The following is a 15950-nucleotide window of genomic DNA, read 5'->3' as shown; positions in this document are numbered from 1 at the left end:
AGAAGGGGCACGTTTTAACACTTCATGCTGGTGGTAGCAAGCTTAACGCCGGGCCAGCGCATGCGCCCGGCGGATAAACCTTACGAGCCGATGATCCCGCCGTCGGCTTTGACGATCACCACCGTTGACGAACGCGGGCGTCCGTCCGGGCTGGCGTCTGGCCAGTTGGAAACTGCGCGCGGATTGGCCGGGTCGGTAATATCATCTCCGCCCTCCCCCGGATGCTGAATGTTGATAAACAGCGTCCGGTTGTCCGGCGTAAACGCAATGCCGGTGATTTCGCACCCGCGCGGCCCGGTCAGGAAACGGCGATACTCGTTGGTGCCCGGAATGGTGGCCACCATCTGGTTATTGCCCATCCCCTCGTACGCTTTCTTATTAATGGTGCTGGAGGAGACATCGGTCTGGATCCACAGCACGCCCTGATGGTCAAACGACAACCCATCCGGGCTGCCGAATGCCGCGCCCTGCATGGAGCCTTTGGCCTTCGGATCGTCGCCGTCGGTACGACCGGCCATAACCAGAATATCCCACTTAAAGCGTGCGGCGGCAGGATCAGCGCCGTCTTCGTGCCAGTGCATAATATGCCCAAACACGTTACTGGCGCGCGGGTTGGCGGCATCGACCGGCGCCTTGCCCTCCTTGCCGCGATCGCTGTTGTTGGTGAGCGTACAGTAGACGCTGCCGCTGGCGTGCGGGTCGACGGCTATCCACTCGGGGCGATCCATCTTCGTTGCCCCCACCACGTCCGCCGCCAGGCGGGTTTTAATCAGCAGATCGCCCTGGCTTTCGAAACCGTTGCTTTTATCCAGACCATTTTGCCCGAAGATCAGCGGCAGCCAGTCGCCGCTCCCCTCTTCGTTGAACCTGGCGACGTACAGCGTGCCGGAGGTCAGCAACTGCATATTGGCTTCACGGTTTGCGGGATCGTATTTTTTATCCGAGACAAACTTATAGATGTACTCAAACTTCTGATCGTCCCCCATATAGACCACCACGCGATTATCGGTGGCGAGCGTGACGGCTGCCCCCTCATGCTTGAAGCGGCCCAGCGCGGTGTGCTTGCGCGGGGTGGAGGTCGGGTTGTAGGGATCGATCTCCACCACCCAGCCGAAACGGTTGGGTTCGTTAGGGGTTTTATCGACGCTGAACCGGTCATCCACCTCGTTCCAGCGGTAGGATTCATCGCTGTCGCTGATGCCGTAGCGTTTTTCCAGCGGGTTGAGATCGGCTTTTTTCACAAAAATGTCCGACCAGTTCTCCTCGCAGGTGAGATAGGTGCCCCACGGCGTATGCCCGTTGGCGCAGTTCTGCATGGTACCCAGCACGCGCTCCCCCTGCGGGTCGGCGGCGGTTTTCATTAAATTCTGATGCCGCGCCGGGCCGGTAAGCTGCATCGGCGTATTGACGGTAATACGGCGAGCGAAGGAAGACGGACGCACCACCTCCCAGCCGCTGCCCGTTTTTTTCACTTCCACCACTGACACGCCCATCGCGTTCTGCCCCTTGCGGGCTTTGTCGAGGCTCCAGTTCGCCGTGCCGTCGGTAAACAGCATTCCGTTATCAATGTATTCATGGTTCATCGCCAGCAGGCCATGCTCCGGGTTTTGCCCCCCCTGCGGCAGGCTAAACCACGCCATGCCGTCGTGGTGCATGCCCGCCTGCACGGCCTGTTCGTCCGTGGTGTTGCTGGCGTCCGGCTTAAACGCTGGCATGTTATTTTTGATCCCCGTCGGATCGCCCCAGCGATAGAACGGACGGGCGATGTAGCCTTCCGGCACCCTGACCGTGTCTTCCGTGGAGACGTCAATGCTGGTAAAGCCCAGGGACACCGCCTTTGCCAGCGCGGAAGGCTTCGATACCGCGGCAATGGCATTTTCGGGTGTGATCAGATACGGGAATGATACGGCGGCCCCCGCGACGGCCCCCATCTGGAGAAAACGGCGGCGGGAGAGGAACACCTCAGCAACCTCGGAGAAAACCGGGTTAGCGCTGCGGTTAGTGATGTCGTCGCGATGTTCTTTTTTAAATACGGATTTGAGGGGTCTGCCCATAGCGGCTTCCTGTCATTGGCCAAGAGGTAAGGTTGTGGCGACCAGTGTAAGAAGCTTTTATTACAATTTTATAACACGCTAACGACGGGAGTGGGGCGTCCCTGCCCCGGATAACGAGGTGGAACGCTTAGAACTCGTAGCCAACCGAGACCTTAAAGGTACGCGGTTCGCCCTGAGTGATGTAGGTGCCGGAATCGTCCACGCTGGCCCAGTAGTTTTCGTTGGTCACGTTGTCGATGCCCGCCCGCACGGTCATCTGGTTTGCATTGTGATTCACCGCGAAGCGATAGCGCATGCCCAGATCCAGCGTGGTGTAACTGTCCAGCTTTTTGCTGTTCGCCAGGTCGGCATACTGCGTGCCGGAGTGGTTAACGCGCGCGGTCGCCGTCAGACCCTCAATCGGCTTGATGTCGTACTCTGCGCCCAGCACGGCGTAGAAGTTCGGAATACCAATGGCATCATTGCCCTGATTGACGCCATTTTTGGTTTTGGTCATCTCGGCCTGCAACCAGGTGGCGCTGGCGTTCAGACGCATCCCGAGCATTGGCTCGCCGAAGACGTTCAGCTCCACGCCACGGTTACGCTGCTCTGCGTCCAGGCCGTAGTGACCGCTGTCGTCGAGGATGGCCGACGGCATTTTGATCTCAAACAGCGCCAGGGAGCCGCCCACGCGACCAAAGTCCGCCTTCACGCCCACTTCGTTCTGCTTAGAGTGGACGATACCGGTGCTCTGACCGTAGTTGTTTGCTGAACGAGGCGCGGTTTCACCGGGCTGCAACGCTTCGGTGTGGTTGGCGTAGAGAGAGATTTCCTCCCACGGCTTATAGACCACACCGTAGGTGGGCATCCAGCGGCTGCCGTCAAAGCCGTCCGCGTCGTTTTCCGCACCGGTGATTTTGTTGTACCCGCGAATCACCACCTTCTGATGGCGCGCGCCTGCGGTGAACAGCAGCTTGTCGTCCAGCACGCCCAGGGTATCGCTCAGCAGCCAGCCCTGGGTACGGGTGCGCCCGCTGGTCAGCGGATCGCTGTATTTGCCGCCGGAGCCGCTGAAGTTGGTGCTGTCCGGCATAGCCACGCCGGTGTTGTGGTAGATGTTGGTGGTCGGGTTATCCGCCGCGGCCGACATTTTCCACGCGATTTTTTCGTTTTTGGTCATTGCGGAGTACCCGACGTTGACCTTGTGCGAGACGAAGCCGGTAGTGAAGTTACCGCGAATGCCCGCCATGCCGCTGACGGAATCGCTGATGCGGTTAGTATCAAGACGGCTGACCGTCGCGTTACCGCTTTTGTCCAGGAGCTTCGGCGCGCTGTAGATCCCTTCTTCGTGTGCGTGCTGCGCGCCGAGGCCGGTATACGCCGTCCAGTTATCGGTAATGTCGTACTCGCTGCGCCACATCCCGAATTCGTTTTCGATATCGCTGTAGGCCCATTTCTGCGAGAAATTGCGATCGTTCTTCGGCGGTTCTGGTACGAAGTCCACCGCCGAGATGTTGACGCTGGTCGGGCTGCCGTGGAAAGTTTTCTTCTGATAGCCCAGATCCAGCGAGGAGCGGAAACGGTCGCCTTTGTAGTCCAGACCGGTGGAGAGCAGCGTGGTGCGGCGGCGATCGTTCGGTACGCCGGTTTCCCCTTCGCGATGCACGAGGTTCACCCGCGCGCCAAACTGGTCGTTATCACCAAAACGGCGCCCCGCATCCAGCGTGGTGCCAATCTGGGAATCCGAGGTGTAGTCCACGCCCACTTTCGCCTGCGGGGTGTCGCCCGCGTGTTTTGGCTCAAGGTTGATCATCCCGCCCACGCCGGAGCTTGCCGCGCCGTTCATGAGGGAGTTGGCGCCTTTGAAGATCTCAATGCGGTCGACCATCTGGGCATCCACCACCTGACGCGGCAGCACGCCAGAAAGCCCACCAAAAGTCATGTCATCGCCGTCAAACTTCAGGCCGCGAATGCGGAAGGTTTCCGCGCTGTTACCGTACCCCTGAACGAACTGTACGCCCGCATCGTTGGCGACCACGTCAGCAATGGTTTTCGCCTGCTGATCTTCCACCAGCTTCGAGGTGTAGCTGATGATATTGAACGGCACGTCCATGGCGTTCTGCTGACCGAGCATCCCCATTCGTCCGCCGTTCGCCACCTGTCCGTCGAGGAAGGCGGGTACCAGCTGGTCGCCGCCGGGTTTGAAATCACTCCCCGCGGTGGACTGGACGACGATGGTGTCCTCTTTTTTCTCATCCGCCGCAAAAGCGGAGTGTGTAACCGCGCCAATGGCAAGCGCCAGCAGCGTTTTGTGCATTGTGGTGTTGTTCATTATGAGCTCTTAACGTGCGCGCAAAAATGACCCGTTGTCGGGCCTTAAATTTATTAAAAGAAATGCAAATGAGAACTATACGCATTATGCGTGCGTAATCAAGTGTCAATGGCATCTCTGCGCGAGAAGAGGCAAGAAACAATGCTGGGGGGACGTAAGGCGCGCAACCACCCCGAAACCGGGGTGGTTGCTAAGGGATTATTTTTTCTTGTAAATATCGGCAGTGCCGTGGATCTTGTTGTTGGTATTACCGGAAGTCAGCACCAGCACATCAGCACCTTGCTTATCGGCTTTCTCGATCAGCTCTTTTTTCGCATCGTCGACCGATACTTCATTGGAGGTGTTAACAGTACCGATTTTTTCATACTGTGATTCTACTTTCTCAAACTCGTTTTTCGTCAGCAGTTCAGCCGCAAAGGTATTGGTGGTAAACAGAAATGCAGCGCCCATCAAAATAGCAGTCGTTTTTTTCATAAACTTTTTCCTTGAGATTAATCAGCAACTACAAAAAGCCCCACCAGTAAGAGTGAGGTGTTATGAGCATGGTAGAGGAATTGCAAAATTGCCACAGCGTAAGAAAAATACTGTTATAACAGTCAATTGTGCTGTGAAAAACGTGCGTTAACGCTATTTTCGGCATGAGTGTTTCAGGGAGAAAATCAGCAGGACGTCACGCAGGCGGAAATCTGTGAAATGTAATGGCACGCCCTGTAGGATTCGAACCTACGACCTACGGCTTAGAAGGCCGTTGCTCTATCCAACTGAGCTAAGGGCGCACGGAGAAGAGTGTACTTCGCGGTGGTGAAACGCCTGGAATTATACGGTCAATGCGTAGTGAGTCAATGCCTTTTCCGCCTTCTCTGGCGATAATGACTAGTTGATTGTAAATACGGCTGTTTTTTCAACATTTATCCCTCTTTTACGGGCTGCGAAAAGGCTTAGCCGCTTTTAAGTAACGCCTGCTGTTTTCCTGTTCACTTCGCCTTCACACTGTCCTGCGGTATCCCGGCCGCCAGGAGGCTGGAAGTGGACAGGACGACGGAGTGACAGCGCCAGACCAGACAGGTTTCCCCTCGCACGTGCAACACATCTCACGCGACATTACAGGCATCAAGCTTGAACCCATTGTCGCCCTCTCCTCTTCGCGCACGGTAGGGGCCGAAGTGCTCAGCGTGTTGTCGCCGCATCAGCAAAGCGAAGGCTTTTTCCGCGACTTGTCCGCCGCCCGGGCACTTATGCTGCTGGAAGCACAGATCGCCGCGTTAAAAAACCCCTTCCCCTGTGACAACCTTTTCATAAATTTGCCGATAACCGTTCTGACCATACCGGAAATGTTCCAGCGTTTACTGCAACTGAATAGCCCACCGCTGAACATTGAACTCGTGGAACCTGCCTCGTTCTTTTCACTCTCAGACCCGGCACGTCTGAGGGTGAGTTGTGCACTTCAGCAGTTGACCGCGCAGGGACACCGGATCTGGCTGGATGATATTGATGAAGCGTCAGGACGTGCATTTTTAGCCTGCCGTCTGCCGTTAAGCGGAATAAAAATCGATAAGATCGCTTTCTGGCGTTTACGTGCAACGCCGGCGCTGACACAGCTGGTCACGCTTTGTTCAAAAATCGCTACGAATGTGCTCATTGAAGGCATTGAAACAGAAAGGGATCGTGCATGCGCACTTCAGGCTGGCGCGCGCTTCGGTCAGGGATATTATTGGCCATCCTGGAGATGGCAGGAGGACTGAACGGTCATCGCCAAGAGGGAAGCTATGCGAATGACAGTGCGCCGTTATCGGCGTCGTCGGACAGGAAGTGATTCACTGGGTTCTACGCACTCGCCTTTTGCTCTCCCATTTTTTGATCGTCTCGAATATTTGAGCCAGTCAATCAACCAGACCCGCAAAACCGATGCTCCCTTTATCATTCTGGTCACACAGGATAATTTTTTCCGTTCCGGTTTTCTGAGCGGGCAGTCGCCCCTGAGCAATTGCTGCGACTATTCCACGCTGGATGCCGCCCTCAGTGATTTGAATCACTGGCCTTCATCGCGTCTGGTCGTCGACATCGAGAGCCGCGCCTCGCCGCTCATTGACCTGCTGGACCGATTACGCCGCCACAGCCTGTTCGCCCCCTACCTGACACCCTACCTGCTCGTCCGCGCCGATGATTATGATGCCCGCCTGTTTTGTAAAGCGGCTGGCCCTTTTCATGTGCTTGAACGCCAGCTTACGGCGCTGGCTATGCAACAAACTTTGCTGGAAGCGCCCTCCCCTCCCGGACACCGTAAAGAGTGGTTTTCCCGGGATGAATGGCCGATCTTACAGGCGCTGTCGCAGGGTAGCTCCTTGCGCCAAATCGCGCAGTTACAGAACCGCCCTTACAGCCGCATTATTTACCGTCTCAGCTGCATCCTGGCGAAACTTGGGCTGAATCATCGTCATGAGTTGCTACATCTTCTCAACAACCTCTCAGATTTTACGTATTAACGTATTCAGTAACCCCTTAATTCCTAAAGACCTTTAGGAAATTACTTAGGATATATGTTAAATTTTTGTGTTTTTTAACAAAACTTTCGATTTTATAACTATTCCTAATTCTTCATCTTCAACCCTGCAAAATGCTGCCTGCACGCTCGATGAGAGTGGTTTTATCCATGCGTTAAGGTTCTGGCGTTTCCGTTAACAGGATGATAATGGTGTAAAAACAAGCGATTCACCTGTAAAAGAAAGCGATGAGAGGTGAAGAAAACAGCAGATAATGCTGTTCTGTTGTTTGGATCGTTAATCTGCCATGAGATGTTTGAAACGGGGGGATAACGTACGTACAAGCGGATATCTGGGAGGGCGGACGGGCGGGAAACAGGCTGTCACAGCCCTCGCATTTTTAACATTTGATTAACACACAGTAAGATCGTTTATTTTTTGTTATTACATAAAGATGAAAGTGTGTGGTAAATGCAATATCAGGACATTTTTGCTAATTTTAAAAAGTTAGCGATTCAGATCCAGAAGATAATAATCAGCAATATATGGATATTAATTTACAGGCTTTTCGGACAATACTTAAACGGTATAATAAGACGTGTTTGACACGCGAATAAGAAAAATCATTTTGCCATAACCAGCCTTATGAGATAACTGCGCTGAGGCATTGATATCACCACTACGTAAACAAGGATGCTTTCGCTCTTCCCAGGGACATTTACCGTACAAGGATCTGCGCAATTATCCTTCCGGCTTTTCGAGAGTTTTAACAAAACTCAGCATAACGCTTTTAACAATCTGAGGCATAAAAAATGAAACCGGCATCCGTTATCATTATGGACGAACACCCTATCGTCAGAATGTCGATAGAAGTCCTGCTACAGAAAAATAAAAACATCCAGGTTAAACTGAAGTCAGGCGACAGCCACGAAGTACTTGACTGTATACGCAATCACCCCATTGATCTGGTCATACTTGATATTGAAATGACGGGCACAGATGGGTTCGTATTACTGAAAAGAATCAGGAACTTAAATAAAGACATTAAGGTTCTTTTCCTCTCTTCAAAATCTGAAGCTTTCTACGCAGGGCGCGCCATCCGCGCCGGGGCAAATGGTTTTGTCAGTAAGCGAAAGGATCTGGGGGAAATTTATAACGCGGTGGAAATGATCCTGACGGGCTATTCTTTTTTCCCCTCAGAAACATTGAGCTTTATAAACCATCTTGGCTCCCGGACATGTGCCGCTGTGGATATGCCATTATCGAATCGTGAGGTGACGGTTCTGCGATATCTGGCGAACGGATTATCAAATAAGGAGATTGCGGATCAATTATTACTTAGCAACAAAACAATTAGCGCCCATAAGTCTAATATCTTTTCCAAGCTGGGTGTGCAAAGTATCGTTGAATTAATTGATTACGCGAAAGCGCACGAATTACTGTAACCCTGCACTCTCCCTGCAACGTATAACCGTAACAGGGAGAATATATCCGATTAATTATAATTAATCATGAATGTTGCATCGGCGTCAGCCCGGCCCGGCTGTGGGTTATCCGCCGTGGCGATATAATTGGCATAAAACGACAGTTCGGCATTTCCCTGCGCATCTACCGACACCGTCTGGCTCGCCTGCTGTAAGGCGAGGCGCGTTTTATCCCGGTCGAGGATCTCCACGGCCACGTTGCTGGCCGCGCTGGCATCATTCAGCGCCAGCAGGCTGTTATCATGCCCGTCAACCTTCCCCGTAAACGTGACCGAAGCCGCCCCAGGCGGGCATCCGGTCAGCTTAAGGGTGAACGGCACAGGCTGCGTCCGGCTTCCCGTTGTGCGAAGCTGCTTCGTTGGCCAGGTGCCGAGCGTGACGGTTTTATTGCTGTCGTCCCCCTCTGCCACGCAGGTAAAATCGACAATATTGCCGTAAAGCTGAATGTTAATTTCCCCAAGCGCCGTCTCTGCATACGCATGGGGGCAAAGCGCAAAGAGCGCGACGGCTAAACACCGCATCCCGTTTCGCATACCTGCTCCTTAGTCGTAGTCGACGCGTAAATAGCCGCGCGAGGTAAAACGCCCCTCGGCAGGTTTTTTCCCGGTCACGCTGACAGGCCACGCGCGGATCCCCACCTGCGCCTGCGCGCTGTCGTCCAGACGGAACGGAATTTTACTGGTCAGGTTGTTCGGCGTCAGCGGCACGCCATTACTGTTGGCAATCACAAAGCCCACATCCGCGTTATCGGAAACCAGCGTACTGCCTGAAACCTTCTCCGCTTCAACGCGCATCGTCAGCATGGCGTTCGCCTCGACGTTAGTGCATTTTATGCCGATGGTTTTGCTTTGCGCTGAAACACCCTCCGGCTTATTCCCGATGCCCGCTTTACTGAACAGGGAGGCGCCGATGTCCCCAAAATCGAACTCCACCACATTCCCGGCATTAATTTCACAGCTCTGAGGCACCTGAATGGTCCCGCTGTAGCTGATGGTATAGACCGGCGTGGTGAGGGGATCCGAGGAGGTGGTGGTGACGTAAACCCGGAACATGGTCGCCCGGGGGATCACCACCATATTGATAAAGCGTCGGGTCACTTTAAGCCGAAAGACGAGGCTGGAATCCTGTACGCCAAACGGTTTGTTTTTAGACACATTCGGGTGGCTCCCCATCTGAATGTATTTTTTGGGCGGATAAAACGTGCCAGCGTAGCTGTCGGTGATTTTCATCGCCCCGTCCAGATAGTCGTTAAGCTTCAGATACTGGTAGCCATCGCTGGTGCCCGTGACCGGGAAATCGGTCACATAGCTGCGCTTGGTGGTGTTCCCGATCGTTCCCTTAGGACAGACGGCGTTAACGCCCACCCACTGGGACTTCTCGCTGAGCGTGACCACCTGCCCCACCTGGTTATTGGAACTGTTGAATTTGTCCGTCAGGTCGTAATACACCTCCGTCGGTACGCCATTTTCATTGACGCAGACGGTGGCGAACGCCGCAGATACCGGCAAAAACGCCAGAAGGGATAACCCCAGATAATGGATTTTATTCACAGCGGATCCCCTTAAGTGTGATCGCCTGTTGCAGGCTCTGTTCTGGCAGGCTGTAAGGTGCACGACACTGGGACTGTTTCCCGTCTCCCCACTGAATCAGCAGTTCTCCGCTCAGCGGCAGCCCGCTCAGGTAAATCTGGCCGTCATCTCCCACCATGCTGGTGACGCCGCTTTTGGTTTCACGCACCACCGCCCCAAACGGTACAGGCTGGTTATCGCGCTTCACGGTGAGCAGCGCGCGCACGCCGATGCGGGTGTCAAAACTGGCGCGCACCAGCGCACCGTTCGTCGGCACGACGCTGGAAACGTTATTTTCAATGTCGGTGTTGTTGCTCATGGTGTTGGTGTCGAGCGCCACGCGGTTGTAACGGTACACCGTGGCGTACGGCATTACCGCATAGCCACGCCAGTCTGTTTTAACGCCGGTCTGGTTTTCGACGCTGACGCCTGACGCACCCGGCGCTTTGATCAGAACGTTGGTATCGCCCAGCGGCTGACTGAATGTGACGCCGTCGGAATGCCCCACCACGCCGCCGGAGAGCTGCCAGTTGAGGTCATGCTGATCCCGGGTGTAGTTGTAGCCCACGCCCAGCGTGCCGTACGTCGCCTGCCAGTTGGCACTGGCGCTGCCGCTGGCGCCGTTGTTGCTGGTGTGGCCCTGCGTGACGCTGTAGTTCAGGTTACGATCCTCGAGCAGCGTTCCGCTGATCCCGGTCTGCCAGCTGGTATCACCGTCGCTGTTACGGCTGGCTGAGGCCGTGGCATAGGCCCGGTCGATCGCGCTGTCGCGACGGTAGCCGTGACGGGTAAACAGGCTGAACGGGACGGAGACGTTGAACGAGGCGATCCGGTCGGTTCCGTCAATGCCGACGGACTTGTTCCACGACCAGGATAAGGCGTAGCTGATCCCTTTCACCCCGCCCGCGTAGCCGAGCTGGTACCAGACGTTGGACTCGCTGGTGCCCCAGTAGCTCTGCTGGCTGCCTGATACGTACAGCGAACCGTAATCGCCAAGAGACTGGGAGATATTGAGCTGGAAACGCCCTTTTTTATTCAGCGTCAGGTTGTGATAGCTCTGCACGTCCGGCACGCCGTCATCATCCTGATCGTCGCCATACTGGTAGCCTTCCATTGTGCGCCAGGCCACATCGTCGAGGGTGTAGAAGCCTTTGGTCGAGTAGCGATAGCCCAGCAGCTGGAAGTTGGTGCCGAATCCGTTAAGGGATTTGGCGTACAGGAACCGCAGGGACTGCCCTTCATGGCGGCTGTCATCCGCAAGCTGGCTGCGGGCATGCGTGAGGTCAAGTGAGACCGCCCCCCAGTCACCGAGGTTTTTCCCCGCGCCAATGGCAATGGCGGTATACCGCGAGGCCAGCTGCGTACCGCCGTACAGCGTATAGCCGTCGGCAAGGCCCGCTATCATCGTTCCCTGAGCGAAGAACGGCGTATCCTGCTCGCTGTTGCCGCTGCGATAATCCCCCGCCACCAGATCGTATTTCCAGCGTCCTTCACGCTGGAGCAGTGGGACGGTGGAATACGGTACGGTGTAGCGCTGTTGACTGCCGTCCTTCTCTTCCACCGTCACCTCCAGGTCACCGCTTGAGGAGGTCGGGTTAAGGTCGGTGATCGCAAAGGCCCCCGGCTGCACATAGCTCTGGTAAATCACGTATCCGTTCTGGCGGATCACCACTTTGGCGGGGGTGCGGGCGATTCCGCGTACGGTCGGTGCGTAGCCTTGCAGGCTGTCCGGGTACATGCTGTCGGACGAATAGAGCCGCCCACCGCGAAAACCGACGCTGTCGAAGACATCGTTACCGGTGTTGCTGTCACCCAGCACCAGCTCGCTTTTCAGCGGGATAATTGTACGCTGCGCCCAGGTGCCGATATTTTGCCAGCTGCTGTGCCGCTGGCCGTTGCTATCGGTGTAACGCCACGCGCCGTTATTGCGTAATCGCCAGGCGCCATAGTTCAACCCGCTTTGCAGGTTCAGATAGTAGCTGTCGTCGTCGCTGCCCCGGTTGCCGGTAAAGCTGTAGTTCAGCAGCGCGGCGGGGATGCCTTCATCCCACTGTTCAGGCGGAATATACCCCCGGGCGCTGTTTTGCATCGCCACCTGAGGCAGGCTGACGTTAAGGCGCAACGAGGCGAAGTTAAACGCCGTTTCGCTGCCGGGAATAGCCGTGGTGAGGGGAACGCAGGTATCGCCCTGCACGTTGCTCAGTTCCGGGAAGGCGGCGATATTGACGCCAAAGCGATCGAGCATCGCGCGCGTTATACACGGCGACAAACCGTCCGCGACCGGCGGCGTGTTGTCAGCTTGCTCAAACCGCACGTCCTGCGTGCCAATAAACTCATCGTTACGCCAGATATCGACGCGATAGACGCCCGGTGCCTGCTGGTGGCCTTTTTCAAAACGCGACAAATCCGCCACGTTCGCCGTGTCATCGGAGAGAAACGCCGGGTTAAAGTAGCTCTCGCCCCAGCCAGCGTGTGGCCAGAGCGTTGCCATCAGTGCCAGCGCAACCGGGCAGTAACGCCATTGAGTGTTCATCGCCCTGTCTCTGCTCACAGGCTGACGCTACGCGCCGGGGTAATGGCGCCATAGTCGTTCACACTCTGCCAGGAGAGCATGCCGCTCGTTGCGGTGGGCAGTACCTGCTGCGCCGAGCTTTTGGGGGCAACCATCAGGTTATCCAGGGTCTGACCGCCAAGTTTCAGATTGACCAGCGTGACGTAATACGGCGAGGCATTGCTCACCTTAAGATGGTTGCCGACGCGCTCAAAGCGCAGCTGTGAGAGCGCCTCTTCCGGCGGCATCGCCAGATTAGCCGGGCGAACAAACAGCTTGATGTGAGACAGAATGGCCAGTTGCAGGACGTTGTTGCCGTCCTGATGTTTTTTGCTGACGGAGGGAATCGCTTTGACGTTCATGTAAAAAAGCGATTCGCGATCGGCAGGCAGCGCCGGGCCTGCGTAGATAATGCGCAGGGTGTTTTCGCTGGCTGGCTCGCTGACAAACAGCGGCGGCGTGACGGCAAAGGTTTTTTCCTTTTGCCCGTTAGCATTTTCTATCCACGCGTTAATTAAATAGCGCTCTTGTTTATTGCTGTTGGTGATCGCCAGCGACGTTTGTTTTGCATCGGCCGGATAAATAACGCGCGTCGCGCCCAGCGCAATTCCGCCGGACGCATTCGCGCTGGCAGAAACCATCATCATAATAAAAGATAAAAACAGTCCAGGTTTAATCAGGGTGTTCATCACAACCGTACCTTTAATAATTAGTTCGCAGGCGTCAGGGATAAATCAACGTAAACCAGACATTCGACTGAATAGTGCCTGGTACAAGGTGTTCGGATATTGCCCGGTAGCGGGCGCTGAAATGAAATGCCAGCTCGCGGGTATTAATGGGCAACCAGCTCACCGCCGTCGCGTTCGGGATGATTTGGCGTTGCTGTTCGTCAAAAAGCGCCAGCCCGACACCACTGCTGACCGCGTTTTCCCCCGGCCGCGATGTCGCCAGGAAAACCTGCGGGTCTTCTGCCGGTGTCACTCCCTGGAACTGGATCCCTACGGTGCGGGAGACGTCCACGCTGCAATCCAGCAGGCGTACGGTGAAAGGCACATTAACCGTGGAAAAGCTGCCGACGCCGGAAAAGGCGTTTGTGCGGTATTGCCCCATATCCACGCGCATATTCTGGCTGTCCGGGGCCACGGCGCAGCCGCCGTTAACCAGCTCTCCCCTGAGGTGTACTTTGCCGCCGTCAATCACAACGGTATGTGCGTTTACCGCTGGGGCAATCGCAAGGGCACACAGCAGTATCCCAGTCCTTGTCATCCTTCGCTCCCGGTATAAGCGATTAAAAGACCTCTTCCCTGAGGCCAGCCACATCCCTGTATTCAGGCATTACTCGTATTTCATTACGAATGTTGCGTCCGCGTTGGCCTGGCCTGGCGCGGTGGTTGCCGCCGTGGCTTTATAGCGCGCGGTGAAGTTCAGGGTGTTAGTCCCTTCAATCAGACTCTGCGCCGCAGAGAAGGTGGCGCCATCCGGGGTCAGCGTGGTGGATTTGCTGTCGAGGATCTCAATGCCCACGCCCTTCGCGGAGTTGTCGTTGTTACCGGAGCTTACCGCCAGCAGCGTTTTGTCGGTGGCGTCGATCTGGCCGGTAAACGCGACAGCAGCGGTTTTCGCTACCGCAGGATCGCAGTCGTTCAGTTCGATGGTGAACGGAATATTGGAGGTGGTGTCACCCACTTTGGTGAATTTCGCGGTACGGTACTGGCCGAGATTAACCGTCTGCTCAGAAGAGTCAGTATTTACTGAACACGCGGCATTCACTAATTCACCTTTAAAATGCACCGTACCACCGTTTACAGATACAGGCGCTACCGGATCTTCTGCGTGAGCGGCACCCGCGACCAGGGCCAGAGTTGCAATAACAGTAGAAGCAATGTTGCTGAGTTTCATGTCTATTCCTTTAAAATGTAAATAACCCTTCCCGCGCATATTCGGGAATAAGAAATACGTTCAATTAAAAAATTGAAGGCTTATTTCGGAGAGGACAAAGTAGCTCAGGAATCTATTTTGTAATATGTCAAAACGCTGCCATTTTGCCAGGTCACATCCTAATCCCCTCTAAGAAATTGACCATGCCCCCGGAAGGGGTTTTGCAGTCCAGCGATGAAATCTCGTAAAGGGTGACTGACAGCGGCGCTCGCTTCTGACAAAATACAGGCAATCCCCCCTTTCTAACGTTACAGACGGAATCTTCTCTCTGATGGCAGCAAAGATTATTGACGGTAAAACGATTGCGCAGCAGGTGCGCTCTGAGGTTGCGGAAAAAGTGAAGGCGCGTAAAGCCGCCGGATTTCGCGCCCCCGGGCTGGCCGTTGTGCTGGTTGGCAGCAACCCGGCTTCGCAAATTTATGTCGGCAGCAAACGCAAAGCGTGCGAAGAGGTGGGGTTCGTCTCCCGCTCTTACGATCTGCCGGAAACCACCAGCGAAGCAGAACTGCTGGAACTGATCGACACCCTGAATGCCGATAAAGAGATCGACGGCATCCTGGTTCAGCTGCCACTGCCTGCGGGCATTGACAACGTGAAGGTGCTGGAGCGCATCGCGCCGGACAAAGACGTTGACGGCTTCCACCCGTATAACGTGGGCCGCCTGTGCCAGCGCGCGCCGCGCCTGCGTCCGTGCACCCCGCGCGGCATCGTGACGCTGCTGGAGCGTTATAACATCGATACCTACGGCCTCAACGCCGTGGTGATTGGCGCCTCCAACATCGTGGGCCGCCCGATGAGCATGGAGCTGTTGCTGGCGGGCTGCACCACCACCGTCACCCACCGCTTCACCAAAAACCTGCGTCACCACGTCGAAAACGCCGATCTGCTGATCGTGGCGGTCGGCAAGCCGGGCTTTATTCCGGGCGAGTGGATCAAAGAGGGCGCGATTGTCGTGGACGTGGGGATTAACCGTCTGGAAAACGGCAAAGTGGTCGGCGACGTAGTGTATGAAGATGCCGCGGCGCGCGCGTCTTACATTACCCCGGTCCCGGGCGGCGTAGGCCCGATGACGGTAGCAACACTGATTCAAAATACCTTGCAGGCGTGCGAGGAGTATCACGACGTAGAGGACGCGTAATCATGGCAACTTTTTCTTTAGGTAAACACCCGCACGTTGAGCTGTGCGATCTGCTGAAGCTGGAAGGCTGGAGCGAAAGCGGCGCGCAGGCGAAAATCGTTATCGCGGATGGGCAGGTGAAAGTAGACGGCGCGGTGGAAACCCGCAAGCGCTGCAAAATTGTCGCGGGTCAGACCGTGAGTTATGCAGGTCAGAGCGTGACCGTGAGGGCCTGAGGCCCCTCACCGTAACCCTCTCCCCAAAGGGGAGAGGGAACAGTCCGAACGCCGTTTGTAGGTCGGGTAAGGCGTAGCCGCCACCCGGCAATTTCTCTCACAATCCCCTCACATCCATCACGGTTAATTATCGATCAACTTCAAATAATCACTATTTCATCTGTTGAAAGGTAAGATTTCAGTTGCGCGTTTTTCAGACTTTCCCCACGAT

At 55.4% G+C, this 15950-nt stretch carries 14 protein-coding genes and 1 tRNA gene; 5 read left to right on the top strand and 10 right to left on the bottom strand.

Features of this window, described 5'->3' with window-relative positions:
• Positions 1-80: 80 nt before the first annotated feature.
• The 4 genes from ACOTX7_RS02570 to ACOTX7_RS02555 form a co-directional block, all read right to left on the bottom strand.
• A complete protein-coding gene (locus ACOTX7_RS02570) occupies positions 81-2054 on the bottom strand; it encodes a PhoX family protein (protein WP_221257019.1) in 1974 nt (657 codons plus the stop codon).
• A 127-nt stretch (positions 2055-2181) separates the two neighbouring features.
• Positions 2182-4365, bottom strand: a complete 2184-nt coding sequence (locus ACOTX7_RS02565) for a TonB-dependent receptor (protein WP_221813017.1) — start codon at positions 4363-4365, stop codon at positions 2182-2184.
• 198 nt (positions 4366-4563) lie between these two features.
• On the bottom strand, positions 4564-4839 hold the full coding sequence (yahO, locus tag ACOTX7_RS02560; RefSeq protein WP_006809733.1) for a DUF1471 family periplasmic protein YahO: 276 nt from the start codon (positions 4837-4839) through the stop codon (positions 4564-4566).
• A 225-nt stretch (positions 4840-5064) separates the two neighbouring features.
• Positions 5065-5141, bottom strand: a tRNA-Arg gene (locus ACOTX7_RS02555).
• Positions 5142-5444: 303 nt separating this feature from the next.
• Here ACOTX7_RS02555 and ACOTX7_RS02550 point away from each other — a divergent pair.
• From ACOTX7_RS02550 to fimZ, 3 genes are all read left to right on the top strand, one after another.
• A complete protein-coding gene (locus ACOTX7_RS02550; protein ID WP_125357886.1) occupies positions 5445-6107 on the top strand; it encodes an EAL domain-containing protein in 663 nt (220 codons plus the stop codon).
• A 24-nt stretch (positions 6108-6131) separates the two neighbouring features.
• Positions 6132-6848, top strand: coding sequence for a helix-turn-helix transcriptional regulator (locus tag ACOTX7_RS02545; protein WP_032673616.1), 717 nt, complete (start codon positions 6132-6134; stop codon positions 6846-6848).
• Positions 6849-7657: 809 nt separating this feature from the next.
• Positions 7658-8290, top strand: coding sequence for a fimbria biosynthesis transcriptional regulator FimZ (gene fimZ, locus ACOTX7_RS02540; RefSeq protein WP_221257017.1), 633 nt, complete (start codon positions 7658-7660; stop codon positions 8288-8290).
• Between the two features lie 50 nt (positions 8291-8340).
• Here the strand turns inward: fimZ and sfmF are convergent, their stop codons facing one another.
• The 6 genes from sfmF to fimA all read right to left on the bottom strand — a co-directional run bounded on the left by sfmF (position 8341) and on the right by fimA (position 14347).
• Complete coding sequence (sfmF, locus tag ACOTX7_RS02535) at positions 8341-8862, bottom strand: fimbria assembly protein (protein WP_006809811.1); 522 nt, start codon at positions 8860-8862, stop codon at positions 8341-8343.
• Between the two features lie 9 nt (positions 8863-8871).
• Complete coding sequence (fimH, locus tag ACOTX7_RS02530) at positions 8872-9879, bottom strand: type 1 fimbria D-mannose specific adhesin FimH (protein ID WP_047355332.1); 1008 nt, start codon at positions 9877-9879, stop codon at positions 8872-8874.
• Positions 9872-12430 (bottom strand): fimbrial biogenesis usher protein, encoded by a 2559-nt coding sequence (locus tag ACOTX7_RS02525; RefSeq protein ID WP_221257016.1) that lies wholly within the window; start codon positions 12428-12430, stop codon positions 9872-9874. Before ACOTX7_RS02525 ends, fimH begins: the two co-directional genes overlap by 8 nt.
• A gap of 14 nt (positions 12431-12444) precedes the next feature.
• On the bottom strand, positions 12445-13137 hold the full coding sequence (gene fimC / locus ACOTX7_RS02520) for a type 1 fimbria chaperone FimC (protein WP_221257015.1): 693 nt from the start codon (positions 13135-13137) through the stop codon (positions 12445-12447).
• Positions 13138-13171: 34 nt separating this feature from the next.
• Positions 13172-13714 (bottom strand): type 1 fimbrial protein subunit FimI, encoded by a 543-nt coding sequence (gene fimI, locus ACOTX7_RS02515; RefSeq protein ID WP_032673618.1) that lies wholly within the window; start codon positions 13712-13714, stop codon positions 13172-13174.
• 69 nt (positions 13715-13783) lie between these two features.
• On the bottom strand, positions 13784-14347 hold the full coding sequence (gene fimA, locus ACOTX7_RS02510) for a type 1 fimbrial major subunit FimA (RefSeq protein WP_032673619.1): 564 nt from the start codon (positions 14345-14347) through the stop codon (positions 13784-13786).
• 310 nt (positions 14348-14657) lie between these two features.
• On the opposite strand from fimA, the gene folD reads away from it, so the two are divergent.
• Together folD and ybcJ are read left to right on the top strand one after the other, a co-directional pair.
• Positions 14658-15524: a bifunctional methylenetetrahydrofolate dehydrogenase/methenyltetrahydrofolate cyclohydrolase FolD gene (gene folD, locus ACOTX7_RS02505; protein ID WP_006809817.1), complete on the top strand. Its 867-nt coding sequence runs from the start codon at positions 14658-14660 to the stop codon at positions 15522-15524.
• 2 nt (positions 15525-15526) lie between these two features.
• A complete protein-coding gene (gene ybcJ, locus ACOTX7_RS02500; RefSeq protein WP_221257013.1) occupies positions 15527-15739 on the top strand; it encodes a ribosome-associated protein YbcJ in 213 nt (70 codons plus the stop codon).
• The last annotated feature ends 211 nt before the right edge of the window (positions 15740-15950 follow it).

The sequence above is a fragment of the Enterobacter cloacae complex sp. IR5418 genome (assembly GCF_049238105.1).
GTDB lineage: Bacteria > Pseudomonadota > Gammaproteobacteria > Enterobacterales > Enterobacteriaceae > Enterobacter > Enterobacter hormaechei.
Note: the sequence above shows the minus strand (reverse complement) of the source record. Positions and strands in the feature narration are given on the sequence as shown.

What these genes read in the sequence shown, in the direction of transcription:
- yahO (WP_006809733.1), bottom strand. Translation starts at nt 4,839, where the DNA reads ATGAAAAAAACGACTGCTATTTTGATGGGCGCTGCATTTCTGTTTACC.
- sfmF (WP_006809811.1), bottom strand. Translation starts at nt 8,862, where the DNA reads ATGCGAAACGGGATGCGGTGTTTAGCCGTCGCGCTCTTTGCGCTTTGC.
- ACOTX7_RS02545 (WP_032673616.1), top strand. Translation starts at nt 6,132, where the DNA reads ATGCGAATGACAGTGCGCCGTTATCGGCGTCGTCGGACAGGAAGTGAT.
- ybcJ (WP_221257013.1), top strand. Translation starts at nt 15,527, where the DNA reads ATGGCAACTTTTTCTTTAGGTAAACACCCGCACGTTGAGCTGTGCGAT.
- fimZ (WP_221257017.1), top strand. Translation starts at nt 7,658, where the DNA reads ATGAAACCGGCATCCGTTATCATTATGGACGAACACCCTATCGTCAGA.
- ACOTX7_RS02570 (WP_221257019.1), bottom strand. Translation starts at nt 2,054, where the DNA reads ATGGGCAGACCCCTCAAATCCGTATTTAAAAAAGAACATCGCGACGAC.
- ACOTX7_RS02525 (WP_221257016.1), bottom strand. Translation starts at nt 12,430, where the DNA reads ATGAACACTCAATGGCGTTACTGCCCGGTTGCGCTGGCACTGATGGCA.
- folD (WP_006809817.1), top strand. Translation starts at nt 14,658, where the DNA reads ATGGCAGCAAAGATTATTGACGGTAAAACGATTGCGCAGCAGGTGCGC.
- fimC (WP_221257015.1), bottom strand. Translation starts at nt 13,137, where the DNA reads ATGAACACCCTGATTAAACCTGGACTGTTTTTATCTTTTATTATGATG.
- fimI (WP_032673618.1), bottom strand. Translation starts at nt 13,714, where the DNA reads ATGACAAGGACTGGGATACTGCTGTGTGCCCTTGCGATTGCCCCAGCG.
- fimA (WP_032673619.1), bottom strand. Translation starts at nt 14,347, where the DNA reads ATGAAACTCAGCAACATTGCTTCTACTGTTATTGCAACTCTGGCCCTG.
- ACOTX7_RS02565 (WP_221813017.1), bottom strand. Translation starts at nt 4,365, where the DNA reads ATGAACAACACCACAATGCACAAAACGCTGCTGGCGCTTGCCATTGGC.